The following is a 26,141-nucleotide window of genomic DNA, read 5'->3' as shown; positions in this document are numbered from 1 at the left end:
GCGCCCCCGGCGCATGCTGGACACGTCGGAAGGGGGACGAGGCCATGGTGGTCATCGGATTCACGCTGCTGGGGCTGGGACTGGTCGTCGGGCTGCTGCTCGCGGTGGCCGACCCGGTGCTGCTCTCGCGCATCAACGGGGAGCACACCGGCCAGGACGACGCGGAGACGGGCAGCGGCCGGTACATCCCGGTGCCGCGCCGCGAGCCGCGCGTGGAGGCGGAGGTCGTCCGGCTGACGGACCCGGCGCGCGACGACCGGCACGAGCCCGCCGCCGCCTGAGCCGGTCGCGGGGCGCGTCCGTTACCGTGGGGCCTATGACGAACGGTTTCGAAACCCTGGCGATCCACGCAGGTCAGGAGCCCGACCCGCTGACCGGCGCGGTCGTGCCGCCCATCTACGCGACGTCCACCTACAAGCAGGACGGCGTCGGCGGCCTGCGTTCCGGATATGAATACAGCCGCTCGGCCAACCCCACGCGCACGGCGCTGGAGGAGGCCCTGGCGGCGGTCGAGGGCGGGGCGCGCGGGCTGGCCTTCGCCTCGGGCCTGGCGGCCGAGGACACGCTGCTGCGCACGGTCTGCCGGCCCCAGGACCACGTCATCATCCCGAACGACGCCTACGGCGGCACGTACCGGCTGTTCGCCAAGGTCAACGCCCGCTGGGACCTGCACTTCGACCCGGTGTCGCTCGGCGACCTCGACGCCGTGGCCGCGGCGATGACGCAGAAGACGCGGATCGTGTGGCTGGAGACGCCGACCAACCCGCTGCTCGGCATCGCCGACATCGCGGCCCTGGCCCAGCTCGCCCACGACAACGGGTCCCTGCTGGTCGTGGACAACACCTTCGCCTCGCCGTACCTGCAGCAGCCGCTCGCGCTGGGCGCCGACGTGGTCGTCCACTCCACCACCAAGTACATCGGCGGCCACTCCGACGTGGTGGGCGGGGCGCTCGTCGCGGCCGACCGCGGGCTCGGCGACGAGCTGGCCTACCACCAGAACGCCATGGGCTCGGTCGCGGGGCCGTTCGACGCCTGGCTCACGCTGCGCGGCCTGAAGACGCTCGGCGTGCGGATGGACCGCCACTGCGACAACGCCGAGCGCGTCGTCGACCTCCTGCGCGCCCACCCGCGCGTCACCCAGGTCCTCTACCCGGGGCTGGAGGAGCACCCGGGGCACGAGGCCGCCGCCAAGCAGATGAAGAGGTTCGGCGGCATGGTGTCGTTCCGGGTCGCGGGCGGCGAGGAGGAGGCCGTCGCGGTGTGCAACCGGGCCGAGCTGTTCACGCTGGGCGAGTCGCTGGGCGGCGTCGAGTCGCTGATCGAGCACCCCGGCCGCATGACGCACGCCTCCGCGGCCGGCTCGCCGCTGGAGGTGCCCGGCGACCTCGTGCGGCTGTCGGTCGGCATCGAGACGATCGACGACCTGCTCGCCGACCTGAGCCGCGCGCTGGGCTGACCGCCCGGCCTGGCGGAGCCGTCCAGGTCGGCACCACCATCAGGCCGTCCAGGTCGGCACCACCATCAGGCCGTCCAGGTCGGCACCACCATCAGGCCGTCTAGGTCGGCACCACCATCAGGAAGAGGATGACCAGCCAGATCACCGCCAGCAGCCCGCTGATGGCGGCGATCCGGCCGTTCTGGACCTTGGCGTCGTCGTCCGTCTCGGTGCTCGCGAGCATCCGGACGGCCGAGCGCAGATCCCGGTCGATGATGACGATCAGCACGATGGCGACGATGAACAGCGTCATCGACGCCGTCATGTACCACTTGCCGAGCACGCCCCCGCCCATGACCGCGCCGAGCGCTATCCCGAACACCAGCACGCCCAGCGCGCCGATGCCGTAGACACGGGTCGTGCGCTGGATGCTCTGCAGGACGGGCACGTTCTTGGTGCGGATGGCGCGGGGCGCGGCCATGGTCACCGCGGTGAGCGGGCCCACGGTGAAGATGGCGAAGCCGATGTGCAGCCAGAGAAGCAACGACATGCCGCTGAGACTAGTCCCCGGCGATCTCGACCGTGGGCTCGACACCCAGCGGTGCCTCGACGCCGTCTTTGCCGTCCGGGGAGCAGTGCATGACGAGCTCGGTGACGGCCACGGCCACCACCATGAGCGTGATCAACACAATCATGGGCAACATCTGACTCCCCTCCTTCCCCGTCGTGGACGTAAATATCGTCCGTAATGACTAGACGGTGTGGCAACGGAATAAGTTCGGCGCGGGTATGGTTGGGGACCGTCCCACTTTTCTCACCCTTTGGACACATGGGGGTGTCTTCCGTGACCATCAGGCACGTCGAGCCGTATACCGATGAGTGGCTGAAGCAGCCGGTCTGCTACGCGCGCCTCGTCGTCGAGCAGCTCGGCGCCGAGGTCTCCGACTGGTGGGAGGGTCCCTGCGACCCCCGCGCCGTCACCGTCCGGCTCGCCGACGGCACGGCACTGGTGTGGGACGAGGAGAGCGGCTGGCGGCTCGGCCGCTACGTCGCCGGCGAACCCGGCCGGCACACCGAGCTCACCGGCGTCCGCTACCTCGGCGGCGGGCTGCTGCCCCGGCCGGAGCGGGTGCCGGCGGCGCTCGCCGACGCCCGCGAGGGCGTGGGCTCCAGCACCGCCTGGCGCCCCTGCTACCGCTCCCACCGCAACTGCCGCGACGGCTTCGACGTCGCCCTCGACTTCTACACCCGGCTCATCGACGCCTGACCTCCCTCGCGGGAGCGGCCGGGTCAGCGGGCGCGGCGCAGCCGCAGGAAGTCGCTGACCACGTACTCGCCGAGCCGCTCGGCGTCGGGGGAGAAGACCCGCCCGCCGTTCCTGCGGGCCACCTCCTCCACGAACTCCTTCAGCCGCTCGTCGGCCGCCAGCATGAAGACGTTGAGCGTGGCCCGCCGCCTGGTCATCTTGTCGACCTCGGCCAGCGTCAGCTCCAGCGTCTCGGCGGAGGGCGGCCACTCGAACGCCGACTGCCCGTTGCGCATCAGGTGCGCCGTCGGCTCGCCGTCCGTCACCACCAGCACCACCGGCTCGAAGTCGGGGTGCCGGTCGAGGTGGCGGCCCGCGATGAGCAGCGCGTGGTGCAGGTTGGTGCCCTGCACCATGTCCCAGTCGAGGCCCGCCAGCTCGTCCGGCTGGAGCACGCGCGCGTAGTTGGAGAACCCGATGATCTGCACCGCGTCCTGCGGGAACTTCGAGGCCACCAGCGCCTGCAGGGCCAGCGCGGTCTGCTTGGCCGCGGCCCAGGTGCCGCGCAGCGCCATCGAGTAGGACAGGTCCACCAGCAGGCAGACGGCCGCCGCGCTGCGCCGCTCGGTCTCGGCCACCTCGAAGTCGTCCACCGACAGGCGCACCGCGCTCCCCGGCGACCCCTCGGCCCGCCGCAGGCCGCCGTTGCGCACGCCGTTGACCAGCGTGCGGACCACGTCGATGGGCTGCTCGTCGCCGAAGCGCCACGGCCGTGACGAGCCGGTCAGCTCGCCCGCCGAGCCCGCGTCGTGCAGGTCGTGGTCGCCGCGCCGGCCGGCGTCGAGCGAGGAGAACACCCGGCGCAGCGCCGTCTCGCCGAGCCGCCGCACCGCCTTGGGGGTGAGCTCCAGCTTGCCGCGGCGGCGCAGCAGGTAGCCCTGCTCCTCCAGCTCCCGCTCGATCCGCCGCAGCGCCTCCAGGTCGTCCACCGCCGAGCGTCCGAGCGCGCGCCGGACCGCGGCCTCGTCGATGTCGTCGAGCCGGGCGCCCGGGTAGTCCTGCCGCAGCGCCGACTCCAGCCGCGTCAGGTCGGCCAGCTCCTCCAGCGCCGTCACGGCGTCGCCCATCGCCAGCGGCTCCTCGCCGCCCAGCCGCTCGGGGGTGTCCCAGGCCAGGTCGGGGCGGCGGGCGTAGAGGGACTCGCCGAGGCGGCGCATCTGGTCCGACAGCCCGGCCTGGTCGAGCGTCTGGTTGATCAGGTTGTTGAGCTCCTCGCGCTGGCCGGGCGTCATCGAGGCCAGCATCCGCTGCGTGGCGGCGGCGCGGCGGGCCAGGATGTCGACCAGCTCCTCCAGGTCGCGCGGGCGCTCGGGGAACAGGTCGCCGTACTCCTCCATGAACGCGTCGAAGTCGGCCTGCGTGTGCTCGCCCCGGGCGTCCTTGTCGAGCATGTCGTTGAGGCCGGCCATCATCTGCCGGACCCGCTCCATGGCCGCCGGGTCGGGGTCGGCCAGCGCGTCGCGCATCCCACGGAACTGGGTGTCGAGCACCTCGCGCCGCAGCAGGTCGCGCAGCTCCTCGAACGTCTGCCGCGCGGCGGTGGAGCGCCACTCGTACGAGCTCAGCTCCTGGATGGCGCTCGCCGTGTCGTCGGGCAGCCCGTCGAGCTCGCTCTCGCGCAGCCGGGCGTCGTCGGACGGGTCGGGGAACAGCTCGGCCCGCTCCTGGCCGATGGCCTTGTCGAGCAGGGCGCGGGCGTGTTCGAGGGTGCCGTCGAGGCGGCCGCTGTCGCGCAGCTCGCGGCGGCGGCGGCGCACCTCGCGCAGCATGTCGTCGAGGCCCCTGCGGTCGTTCGCGCCCGGCAGGCCCCGCTTGAGCAGGTCACGCAGGGCATGGACGGGGGTGGAGCCGGACAGGATGGCGTCGCCCATCTCGTCCAGCGCCGCCCGCACGTCGTACGGCGGGGCCAGGGGGTCGGGGCCGTCGTGGTACTCGCCATAGCGGTAGGCCATCACGGACCCACGCTAACCCCACGAGCCCGTTCACGCGTCCCGGTAGACCTCCCAGACCTGCTGGACCTCCTCGGAGAGGGGCACGTAGTCGACCCGGACCGCCACCGGGTGCCGTACGCCTCTCAGCGCCCTGGCCAGGTCGGCCCCCGTGCACGCCTTCCGGCCGAGGCCGTTCGCGTCCGCGTTGACGGGCTCGCCGGTCAGCCAGCCGTCGCGGCACCCCCGGGTCACGCGGCTGAAGGCCGCCGCCCGGGTGTAGCCGAGCCGCACCGTACGGCCGGCGCGGGTGAACAGCACGGCCGAGTCCCCGGCCGGCCGGAGCGTGCCCCGCACCACCCGGGAGGGCGACGGCTGGACCAGGACCTCGCTGACCGTGACGGCCCGGCCGTCGCGGTGCTCGACGTGGACCGGCACCGGGCCGCCGCGCAGGCTCTCGGTCAGGTCGCCCGGAGCGCACCGGGTGGTGCCGCGTCCCCTGCCGTCGATCGCGATCTGGCCCTCGGTCTCCTTGAGGTCGCAGGCCACGGTGACGCGGCGGTAGGCGGCCCCGGTGTAGTCGAGCGTGAGCCGCCGGGCCCCGGCGATGGCGGTGAAGCGGTGCAGCGGCTTGCGGTAGGTGGCCGCGCGGGGCGTGACGCGCAGCCTGCCGGCGCCGTCGGCCCACGCGTAGCCGAACACCGCCTCGGTCTTCGCCTCGGCCTGTGCGGCGCGGGTGGCCGCGGTGGCGGCGGCCGGTGCCGCGGGCGCGCAGAGCAGACCGCACAGGGCCAGGACGGCGACATGGACGAACGGGCGCATGGGACGGTTCCCCCCGGTCAGAGTGATGGACACCCACTCTGACGCGGGAGGGACGTCAGATGTTCACGTCCGGTAGACGGTCACCCCGTCGAGGTCGTCCTTCGACAGCCGCCGCATGAGGTACAGGCCCTCCAGGGCGAACTCCAGCGCCGCGGCGGCGTGCCCCGGCGACTCCTCGCCCGTGCCCATGCCGAGCCGGGACATGATCTTGGCCAGGCCGTCGACCGGGCCGATCCGGTGCAGCAGCTCGCCGGCCGGCACCAGCTCGCCCGACTCCACCTGGTTGCCCTGGGAGAACTTCTCGATCAGCGCGGACAGGTCCATGCCGCCCAGCCGGCTGCGGAACGTCTCCGCCGTGGCCCGGCGCAGCAGGTGGGCGAGGATCTCGGTCTCCCGGCCCTCCTCGCTGACCTCGAACTCCACCTTGCCGCGCAGGCTGTGGACGACGCAGGACAGGTCGCACACCCGGGTGACGGCCCGGTCCTCGCCGGTGATGGCGGCCCTGCGCACGGCGGAGGCGGCGGCGGTCTCGGCGGCGGCGATGGAGAAGCGCGCCGAGACGCCCGAGCGGGCGTCGACGGAGGTGGACTCGCGGACCAGCCGGGTGAACCGGGCGATGGTCTCGACGAGGTGCTCCGGCACGTCGGCACCGATGTCGGGCACCGACTCCTGCCGGATCAGCGCCAGCTCGTCCTCGACCGTCATCGGGTAGTGGGTGCGGACCTCCGCGCCGAACCGGTCCTTGAGCGGCGTGATGATCCGGCCCCGGTTGGTGTAGTCCTCGGGGTTGGCGCTGGCGATGAGCAGGACGTCCAGCGGGAGCCGCAGGTTGTAGCCGCGGACCTGGATGTCGCGCTCCTCCAGCACGTTGAGCAGCGCCACCTGGATGCGCTCGGCCAGGTCGGGCAGCTCGTTGACGGAGAAGACGCCGCGGTTGGTGCGCGGGACCAGTCCGTAGTGGACGGTCTCCGGGTCGCCCAGCCGCCTCCCCTCAGCGATCTTGATGGGGTCGACGTCGCCGATCAGGTCGCCCACCGACGTGTCGGGCGTGGCGAGCTTCTCGCCGTAGCGCTCGTCACGGTGCTTCCACGCGACGGGCAGCTCGTCGCCCAGCTCCTCGGCGAGGGCCCGGCAGCGCGTGCAGACCGGCGCGTACGGGTGGTCGTTGATCTCGCAGCCCTCGACGACCGGCGTCCACTCGTCGAGCAGGCCCGTCACCGTGCGGATCAGCCGGGTCTTGCCCTGGCCGCGCTCACCGAGCAGGACCAGGTCGTGCCCGGCGAGCAGAGCCCGCTCAAGGTGCGGCAGGACGGTGTCGTCGAAGCCCACGATGCCGGGAAAGCGGGGCTCGCCCGCGCGCAGTCTGGCCAGCAGGTTCTCGCGGACCTCTGCTTTCACGGTGCGATGAACGTGACCGCTTTCTCGCAACTCGCGGAGATTTAGAGGCTGATGCACGGGATCGAGACTACGTCCCCCGCGACGAATGCGGCAGAGGTTTCGCGTCCGGCGCAGATGACGGATCTTGCTGATTGAGTGACGCGTCGTGTGCGTGCTTGTTCCTTTAGTGGGGAGAATCGGAGCCTAGGGAACTTGGAGCTGCCGAGGGAGGCGGGAAGCGTGGCCCTGATGACGAGCCGCTTCGCGGACGGCCTCGCCGTGGGTGCGGACCTGGAGGAGGCGGACCTGGAGAAGCTCGCCGAGCGTGCGGTGGGACAGGCGCTGTCCCGGCTCGGCGACCAGGCGGACCTGGTCTGTTTCTTCATCTGCGGTGACGACCCCGACGACGTCGCGCGGGCCGGGCAGCGGGCGATGGCGCTCGCGCCCGACGCGCACGTGATCGGCTGCAGTGCCACAGGAGTGATCGGAGACGGGCAGGGAGTGGAGCTGAAGCCGTCCGTGAGCGCGTGGGCGGCCACGCTGGGGGAGGCGCGGCTGACGCCGTTCGCCCTGGAGACGCTGAACGCGGAGGACCGGTTCGTGGTGGTCGGGCTGCCCGACCGGGGCCCCGACGACCACGTGGCGATCCTGCTGGCCGATCCCTACTCGTTCCCGACGGACGCGTTCGTCGAGCGGTCGGCGGACGTGCTCGGCGACCTCCCGCTGATCGGCGGCCTGGCCAACGGCTCACACGGGCGCGGTTCCGTGCGGCTGTTCGCCGACGGCGAGATCTACACCGAGGGCGCGATCGGCGTGCTGCTCAGCGGCCCCGTGCGGATCAGCACCGTCGTCAGCCAGGGGTGCCGCCCCATCGGCCCGTCCATGGTCGTCACCCGCGCCGAGGACAACCTCCTGCTGGAGCTGGCCGGGCAGCCCGCGCTGGCGCGCCTGGAGGACATCGTCAGCGAGCTCGACGAGGACGACCGCGAGCTGGTCGCCGCCGGCCTGCAGATCGGGCTGGCCATCGACGAGTACGCCGAGCGCCACGAACGCGGCGACTTCCTCATCCGGGGCGTGATCGGCATCGACCCGGAGCGGGAGGCCGTGGCCATCGGCGACATCGTGGAGATCGGGCGTACCGTCCGCTTCCAGGTGCGCGACGCCGCCACGGCCGACGAGGACCTGTACGACCTGCTGGAAGCCCACCGGGCCGAGTTCGGGCAGGCGGACGGTGCGCTGCTGTTCTCCTGCAACGGGCGCGGGTCGGCCATGTTCGGCAGCGCCGACCACGACCCGGTGGCGCTGCGCGACACGCTGGGCCCGATCGGCATGGCCGGGTTCTTCGCGGCAGGGGAGGTGGGGCCGGTCGGCGGCCACAACCACGTGCACGCCTTCACGGCGTCGGTGCTGGTCTTCTCCCCGGGTACGGCAGACGGGGCGTGATCCCGACGATCGACGTCGGCGGCACCGGACCGCGCGGGGCCAGGACGCCGGGCCGGCCGGCGCGGCGGCGCTGATCCTGGCGGGCGACCGTTACGGCACCAGCCCCCAGGTGGTGGCCAGCCGCTCCGCCACGGCCTCCTGCCGGGGGCGGTAGACGGCGAAGAACCGCGCGCCGCACTCCAGGTCGTCCAGCGCGGAGGCGATCTCCCGGCGCAGGTACCGCTCGGCCTCGCGGGCCGGCAGGACCTGGCGCGACTCGTCCGACACGTCGGCGGGGGAGCGCCTCTGCACCCGCTTCCCCTCGCGGTGCCGGGCGGCGGACTTCTCCAGCCGCTCCAGGAGCGCGGCGAACCGGTCGCGCTCCGAGGTGGCCACCTCGGTGGGTGCCGTGGCGGTGACCTCGTACCCCTTGGCGGTGAGGCAGTAGGCGTAGGAGCCCGCCAGGGCGATCAGTCCCGGGTCGGCGTCCAGCTCGTTCCTCCAGGCCCGTCCGAGCGCCCGGACGTACTGCCGGCGCAGGTGGGCCGCGTCGGTGACGTCCCGGCCGAGGACCTGCTTGACGGTGATGACGTAGCACTCGGCGCCGGCGGCGGCGTAGGCGTCCGTGCCCGCCGCGCTGTGCGCCCTGGTGCGGGCCGGCCCGGGAGTCTCGGGCGGCGGCTCCACGGCGAGGGGTGTGCCGACGGCCGGTGGCTCCACGGCGAGGGGCGTGCCGACGGCCGGCGGCTCGGGCGCGTGCGTCCGCGTGGGCGTGGGGTCCGCGGTGGCGGCCGGCGCGGAGGGGGGTGTCACCGGCGTCTCGGCGGCCGGGAGATCGGCCTGCGGGGGAAGGGTCTCCGGGACGTGGGCGAGCGGGTCGTTCGGGCGGGCGAGCGCGGCGAAGACCCCGTAGCCGTACCGCGAGCGGTACGCGCGCATCGCCGCCTGGTCGCCCCCGCGGCGCCGCTGCTCGTCGGCGGCCGGTGGCGCGGGAGTCCCCGGTGCGGCCGGCGCGTACGCGAAGCCTCGCCCCTTCATGCACGCGGCCATGACCTGCTGCTGCCGCCCCAGCACGCCCGGGGCCGGAGGCGGCGCGGGCACGAGGCCGCAACCGGTCGCCATGGCGGCGACGCCCAGGAGGGCCACGATCTTGCGCATGACGGCCAGGGTAGGGGCTCCCGCGCCCGGCCCCGGCACGGTCCGCACCCGTCAGCGGCCGACAGGCGGTGATTCGTGTCATAGATCACAACTGTCAGGCTTGTAACGCTTCGGTGGGCTCCTTCCAAGCAGGGGTGTAGATCGACGAAGGGAGCTTGGCCGGTGCGTCGCAAACAGGCGGAGATCGCCACGGATCCCGTGGCCTTCGAAGCCTTCTACCGGCGGCACGTCGACGCGGTCACCCGCTTCCTCGCCCGCCGGGTCGAGGACCCTCACACCGTCGCCGACCTGGTGGCCGAGGTGTTCGTGGCAGTGCTCGACTCCGCCCACACCTACCGGGCGGGCCTGGGCAGCGAGATCGCGTGGCTGTACGGCGTGGCGAGGAACACGCTCTCGGCCGAGCGGCGCCGCGCGTTCAGGGAGTCGAGGCTGGCCGACCGCGTGGGCGGCCGGCGACTGCTGGACGCCGACGACGTCGCGCGCCTGGAGGAGCGGATCGACGCGGAGAGCAGGGCCAGGCGGGCCTTCGAGGCCATGGCCGGGCTGCCCGAGGGGGAGCGGGCCGTGATGGAGTTGATCGTCATCGACCAGCTCACCGTCACGGAGGCCGCGCAGGCCCTCGGCATCCGGCAGGGGACCGCCCGGGTCCGGCTGCACCGCGCGCGCCGCGCGCTGCGCGACGTTCCCCTCGTCATGGAAGGAACCACAGGATGAGTTTCGAGGAGCGCCTGCTGATGGAGCTGAAAGCCGAAGTCGCCGCCCGCGGGGTGGAGCACCGCCGCCGGGTGACCGTCCGCCGTCTGTTCGCGGGGGCGGCGGTGGCCGGGCTGGCCGCCGCGGCCGCCGTGGCCGTGCCGCTGCTGACCGGCACCGAATCCCCGGCGTACGCGGTGACGAAGAACACCGACGGCACGATCGGCATCGAGATCAAGGAGTTCAGAGACGCGGACAAGCTGGAGAAGGACCTGGCACGGCTGGGCGTCACGGCCGACGTGACGTACGTCAAGCCCGGCACCTGGTGCAGGCGCGACAGGGGCCGCGTCGTGCCGGGGGACAAGGCCGCCCATGTGCGGGCTGGAGGGGTGGACATCGAGCCCCGGTACATCGCGAAAGGCCAGACGCTGCTGCTGGAGTTCACCATGAACGAGGAGCAGACCTCCGGCCCGGTGAAGCCACAGGTCCTGTGGCAGTTCTCGGGACGGGTGATCGACGGCCCGGTCAAGCCGTGCGTCGTGGTGCAGGACCCGAGCTGGAACGACATCGGCGGCCCCGAGGGACGGCCGCCCGCCGGTAGCTGACCCCGCGGCCGGCGGCGGGCGGGCCGGGCCGGGCCGCGGGTCGCTCAGGACTCGGGGCGGCTGGGCTGGAAGAGCCAGGAGTCGAACAGCGAGTCGAGCTGCTTGCCCGACAGCTTCTCGGCCAGCGCGATGAACTCGGGAGTGGTGGCGTTGCCGTACTTGTGGTCGGCCACCCACGTCCGCAGCAGCGTGAAGAACGTCTGGTCGCCCACGGCCCGGCGCACCGCCTGGAGCGTCATGGCGCCCCGCCGGTAGACCGACTGGTTGAACAGGTCGTCCGGCTTGGCCCGGCCCGGAGGGTACTTCCAGACCGGGTCGTTCTTGACGGCGTACTGCCGGCGGAACATCGTGTCGGCCGTGGCCCCGCCGGTGTGCTCGGACCACAGCCACTCGGCGTAGGTGGCGAAGCCCTCGTTGAGCCAGAGGTCCTTCCAGCGCTTGATGCTGACGCTGTCGCCGAACCACTGGTGGGCCAGCTCGTGGGCGATGATGCTCGTGTCCGGGTCGAAGCCGCCGTACATCGGCTTGGTCTGGTTCTCCAGGGCGTAGCCCGCGGAGTAGTTGTCGACGACGCCGCCGGTCGAGGAGAACGGATAGGGGCCGAAGAGCTTGCTCCAGTAGTCGGTGACCTCGCCGGAGACGCGGTAGAGCTTGCCGAGCGCGTTGCGGTAGGCGGGGTCGACGGCGGCGAGGTTCGGGATGCCGCCGGCGGTCTTGCCCTGACGCAGGTCGAACTTGCCGAGTGTCGCCGTGGCCAGGTAGGTGGCCATCGGGTGGGTCTCGCGCCAGGTGAACGTGGTGCGCCCGCCCGGGGCCGCCTTCTTGCCGGTCAGCTCGCCGTTGGCCAGGGCGGTCAGGCCCTGCGGCACGGTGATCTGGAAGTCGAAGGTGGCCTTGTCGGCGGGGTGGTCGTTGTTGGGGAACCAGGTCTTGGAGCCGGCGGGCTCGGAGGCCACGAACGCGCCGTCGGTGGTGGGGATGAACCCGTAGGTGCCGAGGTTGGACGGGTCCTTGACCGGCTTGGGCTGGCCCGCGTAGGTGATCTTGACCGTGAAGCGGGCGCCGTCGGCCAGCGGGGTCGGCGGGGTGACGGTCAGCTCGTCGCCCTCGCGCGAGAAGCCGGCCTTGGCGCCGTCGACGGTGGCCTCGCTCACCTCCAGCCCCGACAGGTCCAGGTTGAAGCGCGACAGCCGCTGGGTGGCCGTGGCGTCGATCGTGGTGACCCCGTCGAGGTGCTTGGTGGACGGGGTGTAGCCGATCGTGACGCCGTAGTGGCCGACGTCGTAGCCGCCGTTGCCGTCGAGCGGGAAGTCGCTGTCGCCGATGCCCGGCGCGCCGGCGTCGGCGCCGCTCGCCGCGACGGGCGTGCCCTTGCCCGAGGTGTCGGGGTGGGCCGGGCCGGCCGCGGCGTCGCCGCTCTGTGAGCAGGCGGGCAGCGTCAGGAGCGCGACCAGCGCGGCGCTCGCCTGGCGGGTGAACCTCATGACGTCGCGCTCCCCCTTCGTAGCGTGACACGTAGCTTACGCGGTGTCACGAGCGCGCGGGGAGCTCGCCGGACCTCGGCGCGGTCGCGCTCGGACGCCTCAGAGGTTACCCCGGCGCTCCTGCTCCCGCTCGATGGCTTCGAAGAGGGCCTTGAAGTTGCCCTTGCCGAATCCCAGCGAGCCGTGCCGCTCGATCAGCTCGAAGAAGACGGTGGGCCGGTCCTGCACCGGCTTGGTGAAGATCTGCAGCAGGTAGCCGTCCTCGTCCCGGTCCACCAGGATCCGGCGCTTCTTGAGCTCCTCGATCGGCGCCCGCACCTGCCCGATGCGCTCACGCAACTCGGGATCGTCGTAGTACGAGTCGGGCGTGTCGAGGAACTGCACGCCGGCCGCCCGCATATGGTCGACCGTGGTGAGGATGTCGTTGGTGGCCAGCGCGATGTGCTGCACGCCGGGGCCGCCGTAGAACTCCAGGTACTCGTCGATCTGCGACTTCTTGCGGCTGACGGCCGGCTCGTTCAGCGGGAACTTGACCTTGCGGGTGCCGTCGGCCACGACCTTCGACATGAGCGCGGAGTACTCGGTGGCGATGTCGTCGCCGACGAACTCCGCCATGTTGGTGAAGCCCATGACGCGGCGGTAGAACTCCACCCACTCGTCCATCCTGCCGAGCTCGACGTTGCCGACGCAGTGGTCGACGGCCTGGAACAGCCGCCCGTTCTTCACCGCGGGCGCGGCCACGAGCGGCTCGGCGGCCTGATAGCCCGGCAGGTAGACGCCGCCGTAGTTGGACCTGTCCACGAGCGTGTGACGGGTCTCGCCGTAGGTGGCGATCGCGGCGAGCACCACCTTGCCGCGCTCGTCCTCCAGCGTGTACGGCTCGACGAGCCCCCGGGCGCCCTGCCGTACGGCGTGGGCGTAGGCCGACTCCACGTCCGGCACGTCGAGCGCGAGGTCGATCACCCCGTCGCCGTGCTCGGCCACGTGCCGGGCCATGTCGGTGCCGGGCCTGATCGAGGAGCGGAGCTCGAACCGGGCGGAGCCCGAGGTCAGGACGTAGCCGACCTCGTCGCGGCTGCCGTTCTCCGGCCCGCGGTAGGCCACCAGCCGCATGCCGAAGGCGGTCGAGTAGTAGTGCGCCGCCTGCTTGGCGTTGCCCACGGCGAACACCACGGCGTCCATCCCGTTAACCGGAAAAGCATCAGTCATGCCACTAAATCTCGACTTACCTGATCTGGTTGTGCAAGAGTTACCTGAAACACTGGACAATCTGTCCAGCGCAGCCGCGAAACGTCCGGAGTTCCTGTACACCATGACGATCGACGATCTCGACGCCCGTCTCATCGCGCTGCTGGCCGCCGAGCCGCGCCTCGGCGTGCTGGAGAGCTCGCGCCGCCTCGGCGTGGCCCGCGGCACCGTCCAGGCCCGGCTCGACCGGCTGATGGCCAGGGGAGTGATCACCGGGTTCGGGCCGGACGTGTCGCCCGTGGCGCTCGGCTACACCGTCACCGCGTTCGTCACGCTGGAGATCAGGCAGGAGGCCGGGCACGACCCGGTGTCGCACGGTCTGGCGCGCATCCCCGAGGTGCTGGAGGTCCACACGATCACCGGCGGCAGCGACCTGCTCTGCCGGGTCGTGGCGCGTACCAACGCCGATCTCCAGCGGGTCATCGACGAGATCGTGGACGTGCGTGGCGTGCGTCGCACCTCGTCCGTCATCGCCCTGGACACGCCCGTTCCGTACCGGGTGCTGCCGCTCGTGGCGGACGTTCCGCGCCGGGCGGGGGACCAGTACGTACGATCACGGTAGGGACGAGGCACCGTCACCGGTCGTCTACCCTTTACGTTCGCCCAGCATACGGGGGTTTGCGAGGTGCGGAGCGGTGGTGGGAACGGCATGCGGAAACGACGGATCCTGCGTCGGCTGCTGATCGCCGGCGGCGTGGGGATCATCCTCGCGGTCGCCGCGTTCGGCGTGGCGTGGGCCATGACCCCCATCCCGGACAGCACGCAGAAGCAGGCCACGGCGCAGGGCTCCGTCATCTACTACCGCGACGGCAAGAGCGTCATCGCCCGGCAGGGCGTCGACCGCCGCAACGTCGAGCTGGCCAAGGTGCCGCAGCACGTGCGCGACGCCGTCATCGCGGCCGAGAACCGCTCCTTCTACGAGGACGCCGGCGTCTCGGTCAAGGGCACCGGCCGCGCCCTGTGGTCCACGCTCACCGGCCAGCAGCTCCAGGGCGGCTCCACGATCACCCAGCAGCTCGTCCGCAACTACTACAGCGGTCTCAGCCAGGAGCGCTCCGTCACCCGCAAGATCAAAGAGATCATGATCTCGATCAAGGTGGACCAGTCCAAGTCCAAGGACTGGGTGCTGGAGCAGTACCTCAACACCATCTACTTCGGCCGCGGCGCCAACGGCGTCCAGGCCGCCGCACAGGCGTACTTCGGCAAGGACGTCGGCAAGCTCAGCGTGGCCGAGGGCGCCTACCTGGCTTCGGTGATCCAGCAGCCCAGCCGCTTCGCCGACCCCAAGGGCGCCGACCTGGCGGCCGCCCAGGCCCGCTGGCGGTCGGTCGTCGAGGCGATGCGCCAGAGCGGCACGCTCGGCGCGCAGGAGGCCGCGGCCCAGACGTTCCCGGCGCTGGAGGCGCCGAAGAAGCCGTTCGTGCTCCGGGGCCAGGCGCAGTACATGCTGGACCAGGTCACCGCCGAGCTCAACCGGCGCGGCTACAGCGACGAGGACATCAGCAGCGGCGGCCTGCGGGTCGTCACCACCTTCGACAAGAAGCTCATGCAGGCGGCCGAGAAGGCCGTCGAGAACACGGTGCCCGCCGCCACCCCGAAGCAGGTCCGCACCGGCCTGGCGGCCGTCGACCCGTCCAACGGCGAGGTCGTCGCCTTCTACGGCGGCAACCCCAAGCTCACCGGGTACGACAACGCCTTCTCCGCCAAGGTGCCGGCCGGCTCCACGTTCAAGGCGTACACGCTGGCCGCCGCGCTCAACAACGGCCTGGAGCTGTCCACCCAGGTCAACGGCAACTCGCCGATGCGCGTTGCCTCCGACCCCACGCACCCGATCCCCAACGACAGCGGCCGCTCGTACGGAACGATCAACCTGGTCCGCGCCACCCAGAACTCCGTCAACACCGCGTTCGTGGACCTCGGCCAGAAGGTCGGCCTCGACAAGGTGGCCGCCACCGCCGAGGCGGCCGGCATCCCCTCGGCGCAGCTCCAGCCGCACCAGGCCGCCGCGACCTTCCCGCTCGGCGTCGCCTCGGTGAGCGCCGTGCAGAACGCCTCCGGCTTCTCCACCTTCGCCAACAAGGGCGTCCACGTGGAGGCGCACGTGGTCAAGTCCGTCACCGACGCCAAGGGCGCCAAGGACGTGATCAAGCCGGCCTCCGCGCGGGCCGTCGCCGAGCAGGCCGCCGCCGACACCACGTACGCGCTCCAGCAGGTCGTCAAGTACGGCACCGGCACCGCCGCCCGGCTCTACGACCGCCCGGTGGCCGGCAAGACCGGCACCACGGACGAGTCCAAGTCGGTCTGGTTCAACGGGTTCACGCCGCAGCTCGCGGTCGCCGTCGACATGTTCCGCTCGGACAACAAGACCGTCACGGTCCCGGGCTACGGCGTGCAGTTCGGCGGGCAGCTCCCCGCGCAGGTATGGCGGGCGTTCATGACCGAGGCCATGCGCGGCAAGCCCGTCGAGGAGTTCCCCGAGCCGTCCGACTACGGCTACACCTCCCCGTACGACAACCGGTACGACAATCCGTACGACAACCCGTACGCCCCCCGCGACCCGCAGAGCCCCTACGACGGCTGGAACCAGCCCGACCCCCGGCAGTCGACCGGGCCGGACGAGACCACGGGGCCCCGGTTCACCGAGCCGCCGCAGACCCAGGTCCCGGACGCCACGCAGGGCCCGCCCGACCTCGGCCACGACGGCGGCCGGTCCACCGACCAGGGCACCCTGGTCCCCACCACGGAGCCCGACGGACAGGGCCCCGTGCGCTCACCCGCCGGCTAGCTCGCGGCGCAGCTCCTCGGGCGTCGTGACCGGCATGCGGCAGGTGAAGCCCCGGCACACGTACGCGGCCGGCGCCCCTCCGACGAGCCCGCGCCCCTCCAGCAGCGCCGGGCCGCCCGCCACCGGCGCGGCCCCGTCCCCCTCCGGGGGCGTGCCCAGGGCGACGACCAGGCCCGGCACGTCCGCCAGCATCGCCTCGCGGTGCAGCGCCCGCGTGCGCGGGTCGGCCGGCGCGCCCACGACCGCCACCTCCACCGGCCCGTCCAGGGCGGCCCGCGCCACCGCGAGCCCCCACCCGGCGAACCGCGCGTGCCCGCCGGCCAGCACCGACACCGTGCCCAGCGCGGCGTGCGCCGCCTCCCGGTGCCGCGTCGAGCCGGTCAGCGCCGCGTACGACAGCAGCGCGCCCGCGGCGGCGTACTGCCCCGACGGCGTGGCGTTGTCCGTCGGGTCCTGGGGCCGCTGGAAGAGCCGCTCGGCGTCGTCGGCGGTGTCGTAGAAGCCGCCCGTCCCGTCGCCGAAGCGGTCGAGCACGGCGTCGAGCAGCGTCCCGGCCAGCCGGAACCACCGGGTCTCCCCGGTCGCCCCGTAGAGCGCGAGCAGCCCCTCGGCCACGTTGGCGTAGTCCTCCAGCACGCCCGCGTTCGCGCCCGCCCGGCCGTCGCGCGAGGTGCGCAGCAGCCTGCCGTCGCGGACGTGGACGCGGTCGAGCAGGCCGGCCGCCGCCGTGGCCGCCTCGACGAGGTCGGGCCGGTCGAACACCGCGCCGGTCTCGGCCAGCGCCGCGACGGCCAGGCCGTTCCACGAGGCCACGATCTTGTCGTCGCGGCCCGGCCGCACCCGCGACTCCCGGGCGGCCAGCAGCCGGGCGCGCACCGAGTCGAGGCGGGCGACGTCGTCCGGGTCCTCCAGGAGCTGGAGCACCGACGTGCCGTGCTCGAACGTGCCGGTGACCTCGAACACCCGGGCCGCCCAGGCGCCGTCGTCCTCGCCGAGCACCTCGCGCAGCTGCTCGGGGGTCCAGACGTAGAACCTGCCCTCCTCGCCCTCACTGTCGGCGTCGAGCGCCGAGGCGAAGCCGCCCTCCGGGGTGCGCATCTCGCGCAGCAGCCAGTCGGCGGTCTCCAGCGCGATCCGCCGGGCCCGCTCGCCGCCGCCCGCCTTCCACCAGTGCGTGTAGACGCGCATGAGCAGCGCGTTGTCGTAGAGCATCTTCTCGAAGTGCGGCACGACCCACCGCGCGTCCACGCTGTAGCGGGCGAACCCGCCGCCGAGCTGGTCGTAGATGCCGCCCCGGGACATCGCGTCCAGCGTCTTCCCGCTCATCCCGCGCTCGCCCGAGCGCAGCAGGAACTCCAGCACCATCGACGGCGGGAACTTGGGCGCCCCGCCGAACCCGCCGTGCCCGGCGTCGAAGGAGGCCCGCAGGTTGTCCATGGCCCGGTCCAGCGCGTCCGCCCCGGGCAGCGGCCCGGTGGGCAGCGTCGTCCCCTGGGTCAGCGCGGAGACCACCTGGGAGCCCTGCCGCAGCACCCCTTCGCGGTTGCCCGTCCACGCCTGGTCGACGGCCGCCAGCAGCCGCTGGAACTCGTGGCGCGGGAAGTAGGTGCCGCAGTAGAACGGATGGCCGTCCGGCGTGGCGAACACCGTCATGGGCCAGCCGCCCTGGCCCGTCATGGCCTGCGTGGCGCCCATGTAGACGGCGTCCACGTCGGGGCGCTCCTCGCGGTCCACCTTGACGTTGACGAAGCGCTCGTTCATCAGCCGGGCCGTCTCGACGTCCTCGAAGCTCTCGTGCGCCATGACGTGGCACCAGTGGCACGCCGAGTAGCCGACGCTCACCAGCAGCGGGACGTCACGCCGCCGCGCCTCGGCGAAGGCATCCTCGCCCCACGGGTGCCAGTCGACGGGGTTGTCCGCGTGTTGCAGCAGGTACGGGCTCGTCGAGTCCTTCAAGCGGTTCATCAAGACCTCCCCGGATCACCCTACGGGGCCCACCTGCCCCCGGTGCCCGCGCGCATAACCGGATGGGTACGCGCCCGGCGGCGTGGAGGCGTAGGTTACGGAGAGTGGACTTGGAGTTCGTCTGCGCCCACGCGGGGCGCCGTGCCACGGCCCTGACCCGCAGGGACGTCGCGCGGGCGCTGCTGTCCGTGCCCTCCGGCCTGGCCCTGGTGGCGCTGCCGGACCTGCGGCGCGCGATGCTCGCCGCGGGCAACGCCCTGTCGCCGGTCTTCTGGGAATCGGCCCGGCGGACGCTCATGCTCATCGAGTCCGGCCAGGCCACGGTGGGTGAGGTGCAGCGCTGGGTCGAGTCCACCGGCACCGAGCCGATCCTCCTGATGCCGACGCTCCAGACGCCCGACTACTTCATCTGGCCGGAGGAGGACGAGCGGGGGCCGGTCAGCCAGGAGATGTACTCCCGGCTCGTACGCCACCTGGAGGAGCGCGTGGAGGCCGGGGACATCGACTCCGACGCGCTGCTCAGGGGCGACCCGCGGGCCCGGCGCGCCTACGAGGAGATGCAGGAGCGGTGGCTGAACACGCCGCTGCCCGACGGCCGGGTGCCGGGGTTCGAGGTCAACGACGAGCAGGACGAGGAGCTGATGGCCTTCTGCGACGAGCAGCAGGTCAACGCGCTGAGCGAGCTGCGGCGCGTCCTGGGCGGCATGCCGAGGCGTCCGGAGCTGCCGGCCGCCGACCTGGAGGCGGCCGCGACACGGCTCCGGGTGCTGCTCGGCCAGCCGGGCTACCCGGCCAACGTGCTGCGGGCCTGCGCCGGGTTCGAGAGCCTGCCGATGCCCGACGACGACACGGAGCTGTGGCTGTCGGTGGTCGCGGGCATCGCCGGGCCCGTCTCCGACCTCTCGGAGGACGACGACACCGTCGAGGAGTTCACCGACCTGGAGGGCGAGCTGCGGCACGAGGACACCGTGCTGGCCGAGCTGTGCGCCATCCAGCTAGCCGACTGGCTCGGGGCGGTGACCGCGCTGACCCGGCTCGGTCCGGGCGTGCTGGCCTCGCCCGAGCGGATCGCGCGGCTCATCGCCGAGTCGCCGGACATCGACACCGGCGAGATCGACATGAGCGACCCCGACGAGCTGCGCGCCGGCGAGCGGCTCTTCACGCCGGTGGTCACGCTGTGGGGGCATCTCGGCATCGTGGACGCCGACGACGTGCTGACGCCGCTCGGCTGGTGGGGGCTCCCGCTGGCGCTCGAACGCGCCTGGTCGCGCAAGGAATGGTGAGCCCTGCCGTGGCGGGCGGCGCGCTAGGACACCTTGGCGTCCACCAGATCCTGGTACTCGGGGTGGCGCTCGATGTACTTGACGACGTACGGGCAGAGCGGCACGACCCGCAGGCCCGTGTCGCGGCTCAGGTCGAGGGCGTGGCCGACCAGCCGGCCCGCGAGGCCCTGCCCCTCGTGCTCCGGCCGCACCTCGGTGTGGGTGAGCACGATCTTCTCGGGCAGCAGCCGGTAGTCGGCGAACCCGGCGACCTCACCGTCCACAAGGATCTCGAACCGGCTCCGCGCCGGGTTGTCGACCACGTCGATCGCCATCTACTCGGCCTTCTTTCCCTCGTCGGTGGTGTCGCCCTCGTGTGGCACCTTGATCTTCGACATCTGCTTGTTCATCGACTTGATCAGGATGTAGAGGGCGACCCCGATGAGGGCCACGACGGTGAAGCCGAGCAGGCCGGGGCTGACATCGCCAGCTGCGAGAACAGTCACCCTTCCAGTCTGCCACCGGGGGGCCGTGGTCCGGCCCCCGGTCCTGACCGCGGCTGGGGCCGGAGCCGCGGGCCGGGTCAGGAGTGCGCGGGCGAGACGGCCTCGTCGGCGTGGATGCCGGCGAACAGGTCGTCCTCGGGCAGCTCGGTGTCGACCAGCGAGCGGGCCAGGTGGTAGTCCTCGGTGGGCCAGATCTCCTGCTGGAGCTCGCGCGGGCAGACGAACCAGAAGCCGTCGGGGTCCACCTGGGTGGCGTGCGCGAGCAGCGCCTGGTCACGGATCTCGAAGTAGTCGGCGCACGGCACGCGCGTGGTCACCGGCCACTTGGCGGGGCGGTCCTCCCAGCGGGCGATCCAGTCGCTGTAGGGGGAGCCCAGGCCGCGCTGGGTCATGACCTCGTGCAGCGCCTCGAACCGCTCCTTGGTGAAGCCCATCTGGTAGTAGAGCTTGAGCGGCTGCCACGGCTCGCCGGCGCCGGGATAGCGGTCGGGGTCGCCGGCGGCGTCGAACGCCTCCACCGACACCCGGTTGGTCATGATGTGGTCGGGGTGCGGGTAGCCGCCGTCGTCGTCGTAGGTGATGATCACATGCGGCCTGAACTCGCGCACGGCCGCCACCAGCGGCGCGGCGGCGTCCTCCAGCTTCTGCAGGGCGAAGCAGCCCTCGGGCAGCTCCTCCTCCTCGCTCTCGGGCAGCCCCGAGTCGACGAAACCGAGGAACCGCTGCTCGACGCCGAGGATCTCACGGGCCCGCTCCATCTCGGCGCGGCGCACCTCGCCGATGTTGGCCACGATCTCGGGGCGGTCCATCTTCGGGTTGAGCACCGATCCGCGCTCGCCTCCCGTGAGCGTACAGACCAGCACCTCCACGCCTTCGCGGACGTAACGGGCCATCGTCGCCGCGCCCTTGCTGGACTCGTCGTCAGGGTGGGCGTGGACGGCCATCAGCCTCAGCGGTGCACTCACGGGCTCGATGTCTCCTCAGTCGGACCGAACAGGCGTCCAGACAGGTTAGTTTCTGCTGGGCGGTCGCGAGGGCGTGGCCCCCGCGGGCGACAATTGTCTCGGATAACGCTGAAGGAGTGCAGGGAGATTCCGCCATGGCCACCAGAGATGTCGGGAACGGGCCTGTTCTCGGCACACCCGACGACTACCCGGACCGTCCCCAACGAGGGGGCCGTCTCGTCGTGCACGTCGTGATCGGCGTGCTGGTGGCCATCATCGCGGGCGGATGGGGCTACGTGATGTGGTCGATGACCGGCAGCTCGTCCGGCGCCGTGGCGCAGGTCGTGTCGTTCACGGTGCAGCCGAGCCAGGCCGAGATCGTCTTCACCCTCGACAAGCCGGCCGATCGCGCGGCCGTCTGCCAGATCAGGGCCCTGGACGCCAAGCATGGCGAGGTGGGCACCAAGGACGTAAGAATCGGGCCGGGAGAGGGTACTAAGCAGCTCAAGGAGCGGCTGGAGACCAGCGCTGAGGCCGCTTCGGTCCACATCCAGTACTGCAATCTCATAGAATAAGACGTTTGGGGAAGCGTTGGTGCGGCCGGGCTTGTTAGCCTTTCGCAATTCGACCGCACGGGCGTCCCCAGAGTTCCAGGGCCCCTAGGCAAGCAAGGAGAACCCGTGGCCGACTCTCGCGATGAGAACGTCACATGGCTGACGCAGGAGGCGTACGACCGCCTGAAGGCGGAGTACGAATATCTCTCGGGCCCAGGGCGCGTCGACATCGCCAAGAAGATCGAGGCCGCCCGCGAAGAGGGTGATCTGAAGGAGAACGGCGGTTACCACGCCGCCAAGGACGAGCAGGGCAAGATGGAGGCCCGCATCTTCCACCTCCGCCAGATCCTGGACAGTGCGCAGGTCGGGGAGGCTCCGAAGACCGAGGGCGTCGTGGGCCCCGGCATGACCGTGACGATCCGGTTCGTCGGCGACGACGACGAGGTGACCTTCCTGCTCGCCTCCCGCGAGGAGAGCGGCGCGCCCATCGACGTGTACTCGCCCAAGTCCCCGCTGGGAGCGGCGATCAACGGCAAGAAGATCGGCGAGAAGGCGACCTACAGCATGCCCAACGGCCGTCAGAACACGGTCGAGATCCTCGAGGCCGTGCCGTACATCGGCAACTGACTCCCGGAGAGACGCACCGCCGGGCCCACGACGGCCCGGCGGAGCCTTCTGCTGCCCTGGGGCTGCGCCGCGGCTCGGCCATCCGCCAGGACCTGAGCTACCTGCTGCGCTCCGAGGCGCCTGGAGGTCCTCACCACCCGTACGGGCCGCACGGCCCGTACGGGCGTCCGCCCCGTGTCCGGCGTGACCACGCGCGGCTGGTGCCGTTCATCGTGGTGGCGCTGGTCGCGGTGCTGACCGCCGACGTGCTGCTCCTCGTCCAGCCCGGGGGGCGGCGGCAGTCCGTGCGGCAGGGGCAGGCGGCGGCGACCGCGCCCGCGCAGGCCCGGCCCTCGCCCGGGGAGACGCTGGTCGCCGAGTCCGGCCCGGCTCCCGAGGTCAAGCCGCTGGGCACGCTGCACAAGCCCAACCTGTTCGTCGTCACCCGCAAGCCGTTCACCACGAAGCTGCTGGAGAAGGTGGCGCGGTTATCCGGCGTGCGGGCGCTGGAGTTGGCCGACGCGGCGTCCATCACGCTCGACGGCAAGCGCGTGCAGACCCTCGCCGTCGACCCCTCGACGTTCCGCTCCTACACGCCGAAGGTGACGGCGGCCTCCGACGCCCTGTGGAAGAACGTGGCGTCGGGCGATGTGGCGGTCTCGTTCGTGCTCGGCAACGACGGCGGCCTGTCGCTGCACAGCCGTGTGAGCGGTCCGGCGGGCCCGCTGCGCATCGGCGCCTACGCGACGACGGGCTTCGGCGCGGTGGACGCCGTCGTGTCCAAGCGGACGGGACGGGCGCTCGGCCTGCCCCGCGACAACGCGCTGATCGTCAGCGCTCCCAGGACCAACTCCGCGAAGCTGCGCGACGCCCTGCTCAAGGTGCTGCCGAAGGGCACGCAGGTGGCCATGGTCAACCCGGTGCTGCCCCCGGCCAAGAAGCAGGCGAAGGTGTGGGCGGCCGGCGCGTTCATGTCGGTCGACCAGATCACGGTGGCGCTGCGGGCGGCGGCCTCCAAGCTCGGCCGGCCTTACGTGTGGGGGGCCGAGGGTCCCGACACGTTCGACTGCTCGGGCCTGGTGCAGTGGGCCTACGCGCAGGCGGGCGTCAGGATGCCGCGCGTGACGCACCAGCAGTGGGTGACGGGCCCCCAGGTGCCGCTCTCGCAGGCGCAGCCGGGCGACCTCATCTTCTGGCGCAGCGACCCGACCAACCCCGGCTACATCTCGCACGTGGCCATCTACTGGGGCAACGGCAAGATGATCCAGGCCCCGCGCACGGGTGACGTGGTGAAGATCAGTCCGGTGCACACCCGCAACCTCGCCGGGGTCGTGCGCGTCAGTCCTGTCCTGGCCGGCAGGGTCAGGTAACCGTACGGTCATCAGCTCCATACCCTCTGGTGCGTGCGTCTGCCGAGCAATGGTGTAATTCTGATTACATGGAAAGCGGAGAAAGCACAGCACAGGTACGCGCGTGGTTCACCGGCCGCCTGCCGGAGGGCTGGTTCGCCGGCGCTCCCGAGGTCTTCCGCGACCGCGAGGAGATCGCGGTGATCGGCACGCTGCCCGAGCCGTCCGGTGACGTGCCCGAGGAGGAGCGCGCGGCGCTGGTCGACGGGCTCGTCCGGCGGTTCAGGGAGGAGACCCGGGAGCGCCGCGTCGAGATCGCCCGCGAGGCCGAGCGCAGGTTCCGCCAGAAGATCTCCTGGGGCGTCTCCTGCGGCGGGGAGACTGTGATGTTCACCACTCTGTCCGTGCCGGTGATGACCAGGCTCCGGCAGTCGGAGCGCCAGGTTCTCGACACGCTCGTGGCCGCCGGCGTGGCGCGCAGCCGCAGCGACGCGCTCGCCTGGTGCGTGCGCCTGGTCGGCAAGCACACCGACACCTGGCTGGCCGATCTCAGGGACGCCCTGCGCCACGTCGACCGCGTCCGCTCCTCCGGCCCCGACGTCGAATCCTGAGACCACGCAGCGAAAAAGAGACGGGAAATGGTTTATACCACTCCGGAAATTGGTTTAGACCATGCTCCGGAAGCCGGTTGAAGTGCCGGAGGCCATTCTTTTAAAACGGTTCCCGCTGGGTAGGCTCCCCGAATCGTCAAGGCCCCTGCCTGCGGCGACGCTCACGTGAACAGGTCTATGCCAATTGGCTTCCACGTGGCTTCGTCGTTAATGATGACTGGGCCCTGAAGACTCTGGAGGAGCCGTAGCCGTGTCGCTTTCCATCGATGTATCCGCCCCGACGAGCAATGCCGAATTGGCCGCCTGGGTGAACGAGGTGGCCGCCCTGACCCAGCCCGACCGGATCGAGTGGTGCGACGGCTCGGAGGCGGAATGGACCCGCCTGACCAACCTGCTCGTCGAGCAGGGCACGTTCACCCGCCTGGCCAAGCGGCCCAACAGCTTCCACGCCACGTCGGACCCGAGCGACGTCGCGCGGGTGGAGGACCGCACGTTCATCTGCTCGGAGCGCGAGGAGGACGCCGGGCCGACGAACAACTGGGTCGCGCCCGCGGAGATGCGCGCCACCTTCGGCGAGCTCTTCAAGGGCTGCATGCGCGGCCGGACCATGTACGTGGTGCCCTTCTGCATGGGCCCGCTCGGCGGCGAGATCTCGCAGCTCGGCGTGGAGATCACCGACTCCCCGTACGTTGCCGTCTCGATGCGGATCATGACCCGGATGGGCGAGAGGGCGCTCCGGCTCATCGAGGAGCGCGACGAGTTCGTGCGCTGCGTCCACAGTGTCGGCGCGCCGCTGGAGCCGGGCCAGGAGGACGTGCCCTGGCCGTGCAACTCCACCAAGTACATCAGCCACTTCCCCGAGACCCGCGAGATCTGGTCGTACGGCTCCGGCTACGGCGGCAACGCGCTGCTCGGCAAGAAGTGCTACGCCCTGCGCATCGCCAGCACCATGGCCCGCGACGAGGGCTGGATGGCCGAGCACATGCTCATCCTCAAGCTCACGCCGCCCGCCGGCGAGGCGCGCTACATCGCCGCCGCGTTCCCGAGCGCCTGCGGCAAGACCAACCTCGCCATGCTCCAGCCCACGATCCCGGGCTGGAAGGTGGAGACCGTCGGCGACGACATCGCGTGGATGCGGTTCGGCGAGGACGGCACGCTGCGCGCGATCAACCCGGAGGCCGGCTTCTTCGGCGTGGCGCCCGGCACCGGCGAGGTCACCAACGCCAACGCGGTCAAGACGCTCTGGGGGAACAGCATCTTCACCAACGTCGCCCTCACCGACGACGGCGACGTGTGGTGGGAGGGCCTCACCGACGAGCCCCCGGCGCACCTCACCGACTGGAAGGGCCGCTCCTGGACGCCGGACGGCGAGGAGCCCGCCGCCCACCCGAACGCCCGGTTCACCACGCCCGCCGCCCAGTGCCCGACCATCGCGCGCGAGTGGCAGGACCCCGAGGGCGTGCCCATCTCGGCGATCCTGTTCGGGGGGCGCCGCGCCACCGCGGTGCCGCTCGTGACCGAGTCGCTGAGCTGGGAGCACGGCGTCTTCCTCGGAGCCAACGTCGCCTCCGAGAAGACCGCCGCGGCCGAGGGCAAGGTCGGCGAGCTGCGCTACGACCCGTTCGCGATGCTGCCGTTCTGCGGCTACAACATGGGCGACTACTTCGGCCACTGGCTGGAGATCGGCCGGCGCGAGGGCGCGCGGCTGCCGCGCATCTACTACGTCAACTGGTTCCGCAAGGACGCCGGCGGCCGGTTCGTCTGGCCGGGCTTCGGCGAGAACAGCCGCGTGCTCAAGTGGATCGTGGAGCGCCTCAACGGCGAGGCCGGGGCCGTGTCCACGCCGATCGGCCTGGTCCCCGAGACGCTCGACACCGAGGGCCTGGACCTGTCCGAGGAGGACCTGCGCATGCTCCTCTCGGTCGAGCCGGAGGTGTGGCGGGACGAGGCCGCCCAGATCCGCGCCCACTTCGACACCTTCGGCGAGCACCTGCCGAAGGAGCTGTGGGACCAGTACAACGCGCTGCTGGACCGCCTGTCGTAACGCCGCCCACAGGTGCCTCGCGGCCGGCCCGTCAACG

General features: G+C 71.7%; 26 protein-coding genes. 14 read left to right on the top strand and 12 right to left on the bottom strand.

The window, feature by feature from the left end; translation table 11 throughout:
• Nucleotides 1-44: 44 nt before the first annotated feature.
• Nucleotides 45-281, top strand: a complete 237-nt coding sequence (locus tag ABZS51_RS13830; protein ID WP_355439838.1) for a hypothetical protein — start codon at nt 45-47, stop codon at nt 279-281.
• Nucleotides 282-316: 35 nt separating this feature from the next.
• Complete coding sequence (locus tag ABZS51_RS13825; protein WP_355439835.1) at nt 317-1,456, top strand: cystathionine gamma-synthase; 1,140 nt, start codon at nt 317-319, stop codon at nt 1,454-1,456.
• A gap of 100 nt (nt 1,457-1,556) precedes the next feature.
• Here ABZS51_RS13825 and ABZS51_RS13820 read toward each other — a convergent pair whose 3' ends face one another.
• The gene (locus ABZS51_RS13820) at nt 1,557-1,985 is read right to left on the bottom strand and encodes a DUF2269 family protein (RefSeq protein ID WP_310709699.1); all 429 of its coding nucleotides are present in this window, start codon (nt 1,983-1,985) and stop codon (nt 1,557-1,559) included.
• 10 nt (nt 1,986-1,995) lie between these two features.
• Nucleotides 1,996-2,130, bottom strand: coding sequence for a hypothetical protein (locus tag ABZS51_RS13815; protein ID WP_310709700.1), 135 nt, complete (start codon nt 2,128-2,130; stop codon nt 1,996-1,998).
• Nucleotides 2,131-2,279: 149 nt separating this feature from the next.
• Between ABZS51_RS13815 and ABZS51_RS13810 the strand changes: the two genes are divergently transcribed.
• Complete coding sequence (locus ABZS51_RS13810) at nt 2,280-2,702, top strand: DUF6292 family protein (protein ID WP_310709701.1); 423 nt, start codon at nt 2,280-2,282, stop codon at nt 2,700-2,702.
• 23 nt (nt 2,703-2,725) lie between these two features.
• Here the strand turns inward: ABZS51_RS13810 and ABZS51_RS13805 are convergent, their stop codons facing one another.
• The 3 genes from ABZS51_RS13805 to ABZS51_RS13795 all read right to left on the bottom strand — a co-directional run bounded on the left by ABZS51_RS13805 (nt 2,726) and on the right by ABZS51_RS13795 (nt 6,946).
• Complete coding sequence (locus ABZS51_RS13805; protein ID WP_355439831.1) at nt 2,726-4,693, bottom strand: hypothetical protein; 1,968 nt, start codon at nt 4,691-4,693, stop codon at nt 2,726-2,728.
• A gap of 30 nt (nt 4,694-4,723) precedes the next feature.
• The gene (locus ABZS51_RS13800; protein WP_355439828.1) at nt 4,724-5,491 is read right to left on the bottom strand and encodes a hypothetical protein; all 768 of its coding nucleotides are present in this window, start codon (nt 5,489-5,491) and stop codon (nt 4,724-4,726) included.
• Nucleotides 5,492-5,554: 63 nt separating this feature from the next.
• Complete coding sequence (locus ABZS51_RS13795) at nt 5,555-6,946, bottom strand: sigma 54-interacting transcriptional regulator (RefSeq protein ID WP_310709703.1); 1,392 nt, start codon at nt 6,944-6,946, stop codon at nt 5,555-5,557.
• A 171-nt stretch (nt 6,947-7,117) separates the two neighbouring features.
• On the opposite strand from ABZS51_RS13795, the gene ABZS51_RS13790 reads away from it, so the two are divergent.
• On the top strand, nt 7,118-8,311 hold the full coding sequence (locus ABZS51_RS13790) for an FIST N-terminal domain-containing protein (protein ID WP_355439915.1): 1,194 nt from the start codon (nt 7,118-7,120) through the stop codon (nt 8,309-8,311).
• 90 nt (nt 8,312-8,401) lie between these two features.
• Here ABZS51_RS13790 and ABZS51_RS13785 read toward each other — a convergent pair whose 3' ends face one another.
• On the bottom strand, nt 8,402-9,448 hold the full coding sequence (locus ABZS51_RS13785; RefSeq protein WP_355439824.1) for a hypothetical protein: 1,047 nt from the start codon (nt 9,446-9,448) through the stop codon (nt 8,402-8,404).
• Nucleotides 9,449-9,610: 162 nt separating this feature from the next.
• On the opposite strand from ABZS51_RS13785, the gene ABZS51_RS13780 reads away from it, so the two are divergent.
• Both ABZS51_RS13780 and ABZS51_RS13775 read left to right on the top strand, forming a co-directional pair.
• The gene (locus tag ABZS51_RS13780) at nt 9,611-10,162 is read left to right on the top strand and encodes a sigma-70 family RNA polymerase sigma factor (protein ID WP_355439821.1); all 552 of its coding nucleotides are present in this window, start codon (nt 9,611-9,613) and stop codon (nt 10,160-10,162) included.
• Nucleotides 10,159-10,746 (top strand): hypothetical protein, encoded by a 588-nt coding sequence (locus ABZS51_RS13775; RefSeq protein ID WP_355439818.1) that lies wholly within the window; start codon nt 10,159-10,161, stop codon nt 10,744-10,746. Before ABZS51_RS13780 ends, ABZS51_RS13775 begins: the two co-directional genes overlap by 4 nt.
• 44 nt (nt 10,747-10,790) lie before the next feature.
• Here the strand turns inward: ABZS51_RS13775 and ABZS51_RS13770 are convergent, their stop codons facing one another.
• On the bottom strand, nt 10,791-12,230 hold the full coding sequence (locus ABZS51_RS13770; RefSeq protein ID WP_355439815.1) for a M1 family metallopeptidase: 1,440 nt from the start codon (nt 12,228-12,230) through the stop codon (nt 10,791-10,793).
• Nucleotides 12,231-12,329: 99 nt separating this feature from the next.
• Nucleotides 12,330-13,412, bottom strand: coding sequence for a 4-hydroxyphenylpyruvate dioxygenase (hppD, locus tag ABZS51_RS13765; protein WP_355439812.1), 1,083 nt, complete (start codon nt 13,410-13,412; stop codon nt 12,330-12,332).
• A gap of 130 nt (nt 13,413-13,542) precedes the next feature.
• Between hppD and ABZS51_RS13760 the strand changes: the two genes are divergently transcribed.
• Nucleotides 13,543-14,040, top strand: a complete 498-nt coding sequence (locus tag ABZS51_RS13760) for an Lrp/AsnC family transcriptional regulator (protein ID WP_310709709.1) — start codon at nt 13,543-13,545, stop codon at nt 14,038-14,040.
• A gap of 87 nt (nt 14,041-14,127) precedes the next feature.
• Complete coding sequence (locus ABZS51_RS13755) at nt 14,128-16,263, top strand: transglycosylase domain-containing protein (protein ID WP_355439809.1); 2,136 nt, start codon at nt 14,128-14,130, stop codon at nt 16,261-16,263.
• Here ABZS51_RS13755 and ABZS51_RS13750 read toward each other — a convergent pair.
• Nucleotides 16,249-18,228 (bottom strand): thioredoxin domain-containing protein, encoded by a 1,980-nt coding sequence (locus ABZS51_RS13750; protein ID WP_355439806.1) that lies wholly within the window; start codon nt 18,226-18,228, stop codon nt 16,249-16,251. The genes ABZS51_RS13755 and ABZS51_RS13750 overlap by 15 nt on opposite strands.
• A 104-nt stretch (nt 18,229-18,332) precedes the next feature.
• Between ABZS51_RS13750 and ABZS51_RS13745 the strand changes: the two genes are divergently transcribed.
• Nucleotides 18,333-19,511: a hypothetical protein gene (locus tag ABZS51_RS13745; protein WP_310709712.1), complete on the top strand. Its 1,179-nt coding sequence runs from the start codon at nt 18,333-18,335 to the stop codon at nt 19,509-19,511.
• A gap of 23 nt (nt 19,512-19,534) precedes the next feature.
• Here ABZS51_RS13745 and ABZS51_RS13740 read toward each other — a convergent pair whose 3' ends face one another.
• The 3 genes from ABZS51_RS13740 to mca form a co-directional block, all read right to left on the bottom strand.
• Nucleotides 19,535-19,825, bottom strand: a complete 291-nt coding sequence (locus tag ABZS51_RS13740) for a GNAT family N-acetyltransferase (protein ID WP_355439802.1) — start codon at nt 19,823-19,825, stop codon at nt 19,535-19,537.
• Nucleotides 19,826-19,996 carry a hypothetical protein gene (locus ABZS51_RS13735; protein ID WP_310709714.1) on the bottom strand — a complete coding sequence of 57 codons (171 nt, stop codon included), beginning with the start codon at nt 19,994-19,996 and terminating at the stop codon, nt 19,826-19,828.
• Nucleotides 19,997-20,073: 77 nt separating this feature from the next.
• Nucleotides 20,074-20,961: a mycothiol conjugate amidase Mca gene (gene mca, locus ABZS51_RS13730; RefSeq protein WP_310709715.1), complete on the bottom strand. Its 888-nt coding sequence runs from the start codon at nt 20,959-20,961 to the stop codon at nt 20,074-20,076.
• A 134-nt stretch (nt 20,962-21,095) separates the two neighbouring features.
• Here mca and ABZS51_RS13725 point away from each other — a divergent pair, with 134 nt between their 5' ends.
• From ABZS51_RS13725 to ABZS51_RS13705, 5 genes are all read left to right on the top strand, one after another.
• On the top strand, nt 21,096-21,515 hold the full coding sequence (locus ABZS51_RS13725) for a DUF4307 domain-containing protein (protein WP_355439799.1): 420 nt from the start codon (nt 21,096-21,098) through the stop codon (nt 21,513-21,515).
• 105 nt (nt 21,516-21,620) lie between these two features.
• Complete coding sequence (greA, locus tag ABZS51_RS13720) at nt 21,621-22,121, top strand: transcription elongation factor GreA (RefSeq protein ID WP_049557273.1); 501 nt, start codon at nt 21,621-21,623, stop codon at nt 22,119-22,121.
• Nucleotides 22,122-22,321: 200 nt separating this feature from the next.
• Complete coding sequence (locus ABZS51_RS13715; protein ID WP_355439795.1) at nt 22,322-23,470, top strand: C40 family peptidase; 1,149 nt, start codon at nt 22,322-22,324, stop codon at nt 23,468-23,470.
• A gap of 68 nt (nt 23,471-23,538) precedes the next feature.
• Nucleotides 23,539-24,060 (top strand): hypothetical protein, encoded by a 522-nt coding sequence (locus tag ABZS51_RS13710; protein WP_310709718.1) that lies wholly within the window; start codon nt 23,539-23,541, stop codon nt 24,058-24,060.
• A gap of 250 nt (nt 24,061-24,310) precedes the next feature.
• A complete protein-coding gene (locus tag ABZS51_RS13705; protein ID WP_355439792.1) occupies nt 24,311-26,104 on the top strand; it encodes a phosphoenolpyruvate carboxykinase (GTP) in 1,794 nt (597 codons plus the stop codon).
• Nucleotides 26,105-26,141: the final 37 nt, after the last annotated feature.

Source organism: Nonomuraea sp. NPDC005501, assembly GCF_040605905.1.
In the GTDB taxonomy this organism is placed as follows: domain Bacteria; phylum Actinomycetota; class Actinomycetes; order Streptosporangiales; family Streptosporangiaceae; genus Nonomuraea.
The sequence above is the reverse complement of the archived record's forward strand: the minus strand, read 5'-3'. Positions and strand labels throughout refer to the sequence as shown.

Bases quoted from the DNA above. Each gene is read 5' to 3' on its own strand.
- ABZS51_RS13740 (WP_355439802.1), bottom strand. From the start codon at position 19,825: ATGGCGATCGACGTGGTCGACAACCCGGCGCGGAGCCGGTTCGAGATC.
- ABZS51_RS13710 (WP_310709718.1), top strand. From the start codon at position 23,539: ATGGAAAGCGGAGAAAGCACAGCACAGGTACGCGCGTGGTTCACCGGC.
- ABZS51_RS13820 (WP_310709699.1), bottom strand. From the start codon at position 1,985: ATGTCGTTGCTTCTCTGGCTGCACATCGGCTTCGCCATCTTCACCGTG.
- ABZS51_RS13805 (WP_355439831.1), bottom strand. From the start codon at position 4,693: ATGGCCTACCGCTATGGCGAGTACCACGACGGCCCCGACCCCCTGGCC.
- hppD (WP_355439812.1), bottom strand. From the start codon at position 13,412: ATGGACGCCGTGGTGTTCGCCGTGGGCAACGCCAAGCAGGCGGCGCAC.
- ABZS51_RS13790 (WP_355439915.1), top strand. From the start codon at position 7,118: ATGACGAGCCGCTTCGCGGACGGCCTCGCCGTGGGTGCGGACCTGGAG.
- ABZS51_RS13750 (WP_355439806.1), bottom strand. From the start codon at position 18,228: ATGAACCGCTTGAAGGACTCGACGAGCCCGTACCTGCTGCAACACGCG.
- ABZS51_RS13785 (WP_355439824.1), bottom strand. From the start codon at position 9,448: ATGCGCAAGATCGTGGCCCTCCTGGGCGTCGCCGCCATGGCGACCGGT.
- ABZS51_RS13800 (WP_355439828.1), bottom strand. From the start codon at position 5,491: ATGCGCCCGTTCGTCCATGTCGCCGTCCTGGCCCTGTGCGGTCTGCTC.
- ABZS51_RS13760 (WP_310709709.1), top strand. From the start codon at position 13,543: ATGACGATCGACGATCTCGACGCCCGTCTCATCGCGCTGCTGGCCGCC.
- ABZS51_RS13725 (WP_355439799.1), top strand. From the start codon at position 21,096: ATGGCCACCAGAGATGTCGGGAACGGGCCTGTTCTCGGCACACCCGAC.
- ABZS51_RS13830 (WP_355439838.1), top strand. From the start codon at position 45: ATGGTGGTCATCGGATTCACGCTGCTGGGGCTGGGACTGGTCGTCGGG.
- ABZS51_RS13755 (WP_355439809.1), top strand. From the start codon at position 14,128: ATGCGGAAACGACGGATCCTGCGTCGGCTGCTGATCGCCGGCGGCGTG.
- ABZS51_RS13825 (WP_355439835.1), top strand. From the start codon at position 317: ATGACGAACGGTTTCGAAACCCTGGCGATCCACGCAGGTCAGGAGCCC.
- ABZS51_RS13770 (WP_355439815.1), bottom strand. From the start codon at position 12,230: ATGAGGTTCACCCGCCAGGCGAGCGCCGCGCTGGTCGCGCTCCTGACG.
- ABZS51_RS13775 (WP_355439818.1), top strand. From the start codon at position 10,159: ATGAGTTTCGAGGAGCGCCTGCTGATGGAGCTGAAAGCCGAAGTCGCC.
- ABZS51_RS13815 (WP_310709700.1), bottom strand. From the start codon at position 2,130: ATGATTGTGTTGATCACGCTCATGGTGGTGGCCGTGGCCGTCACCGAG.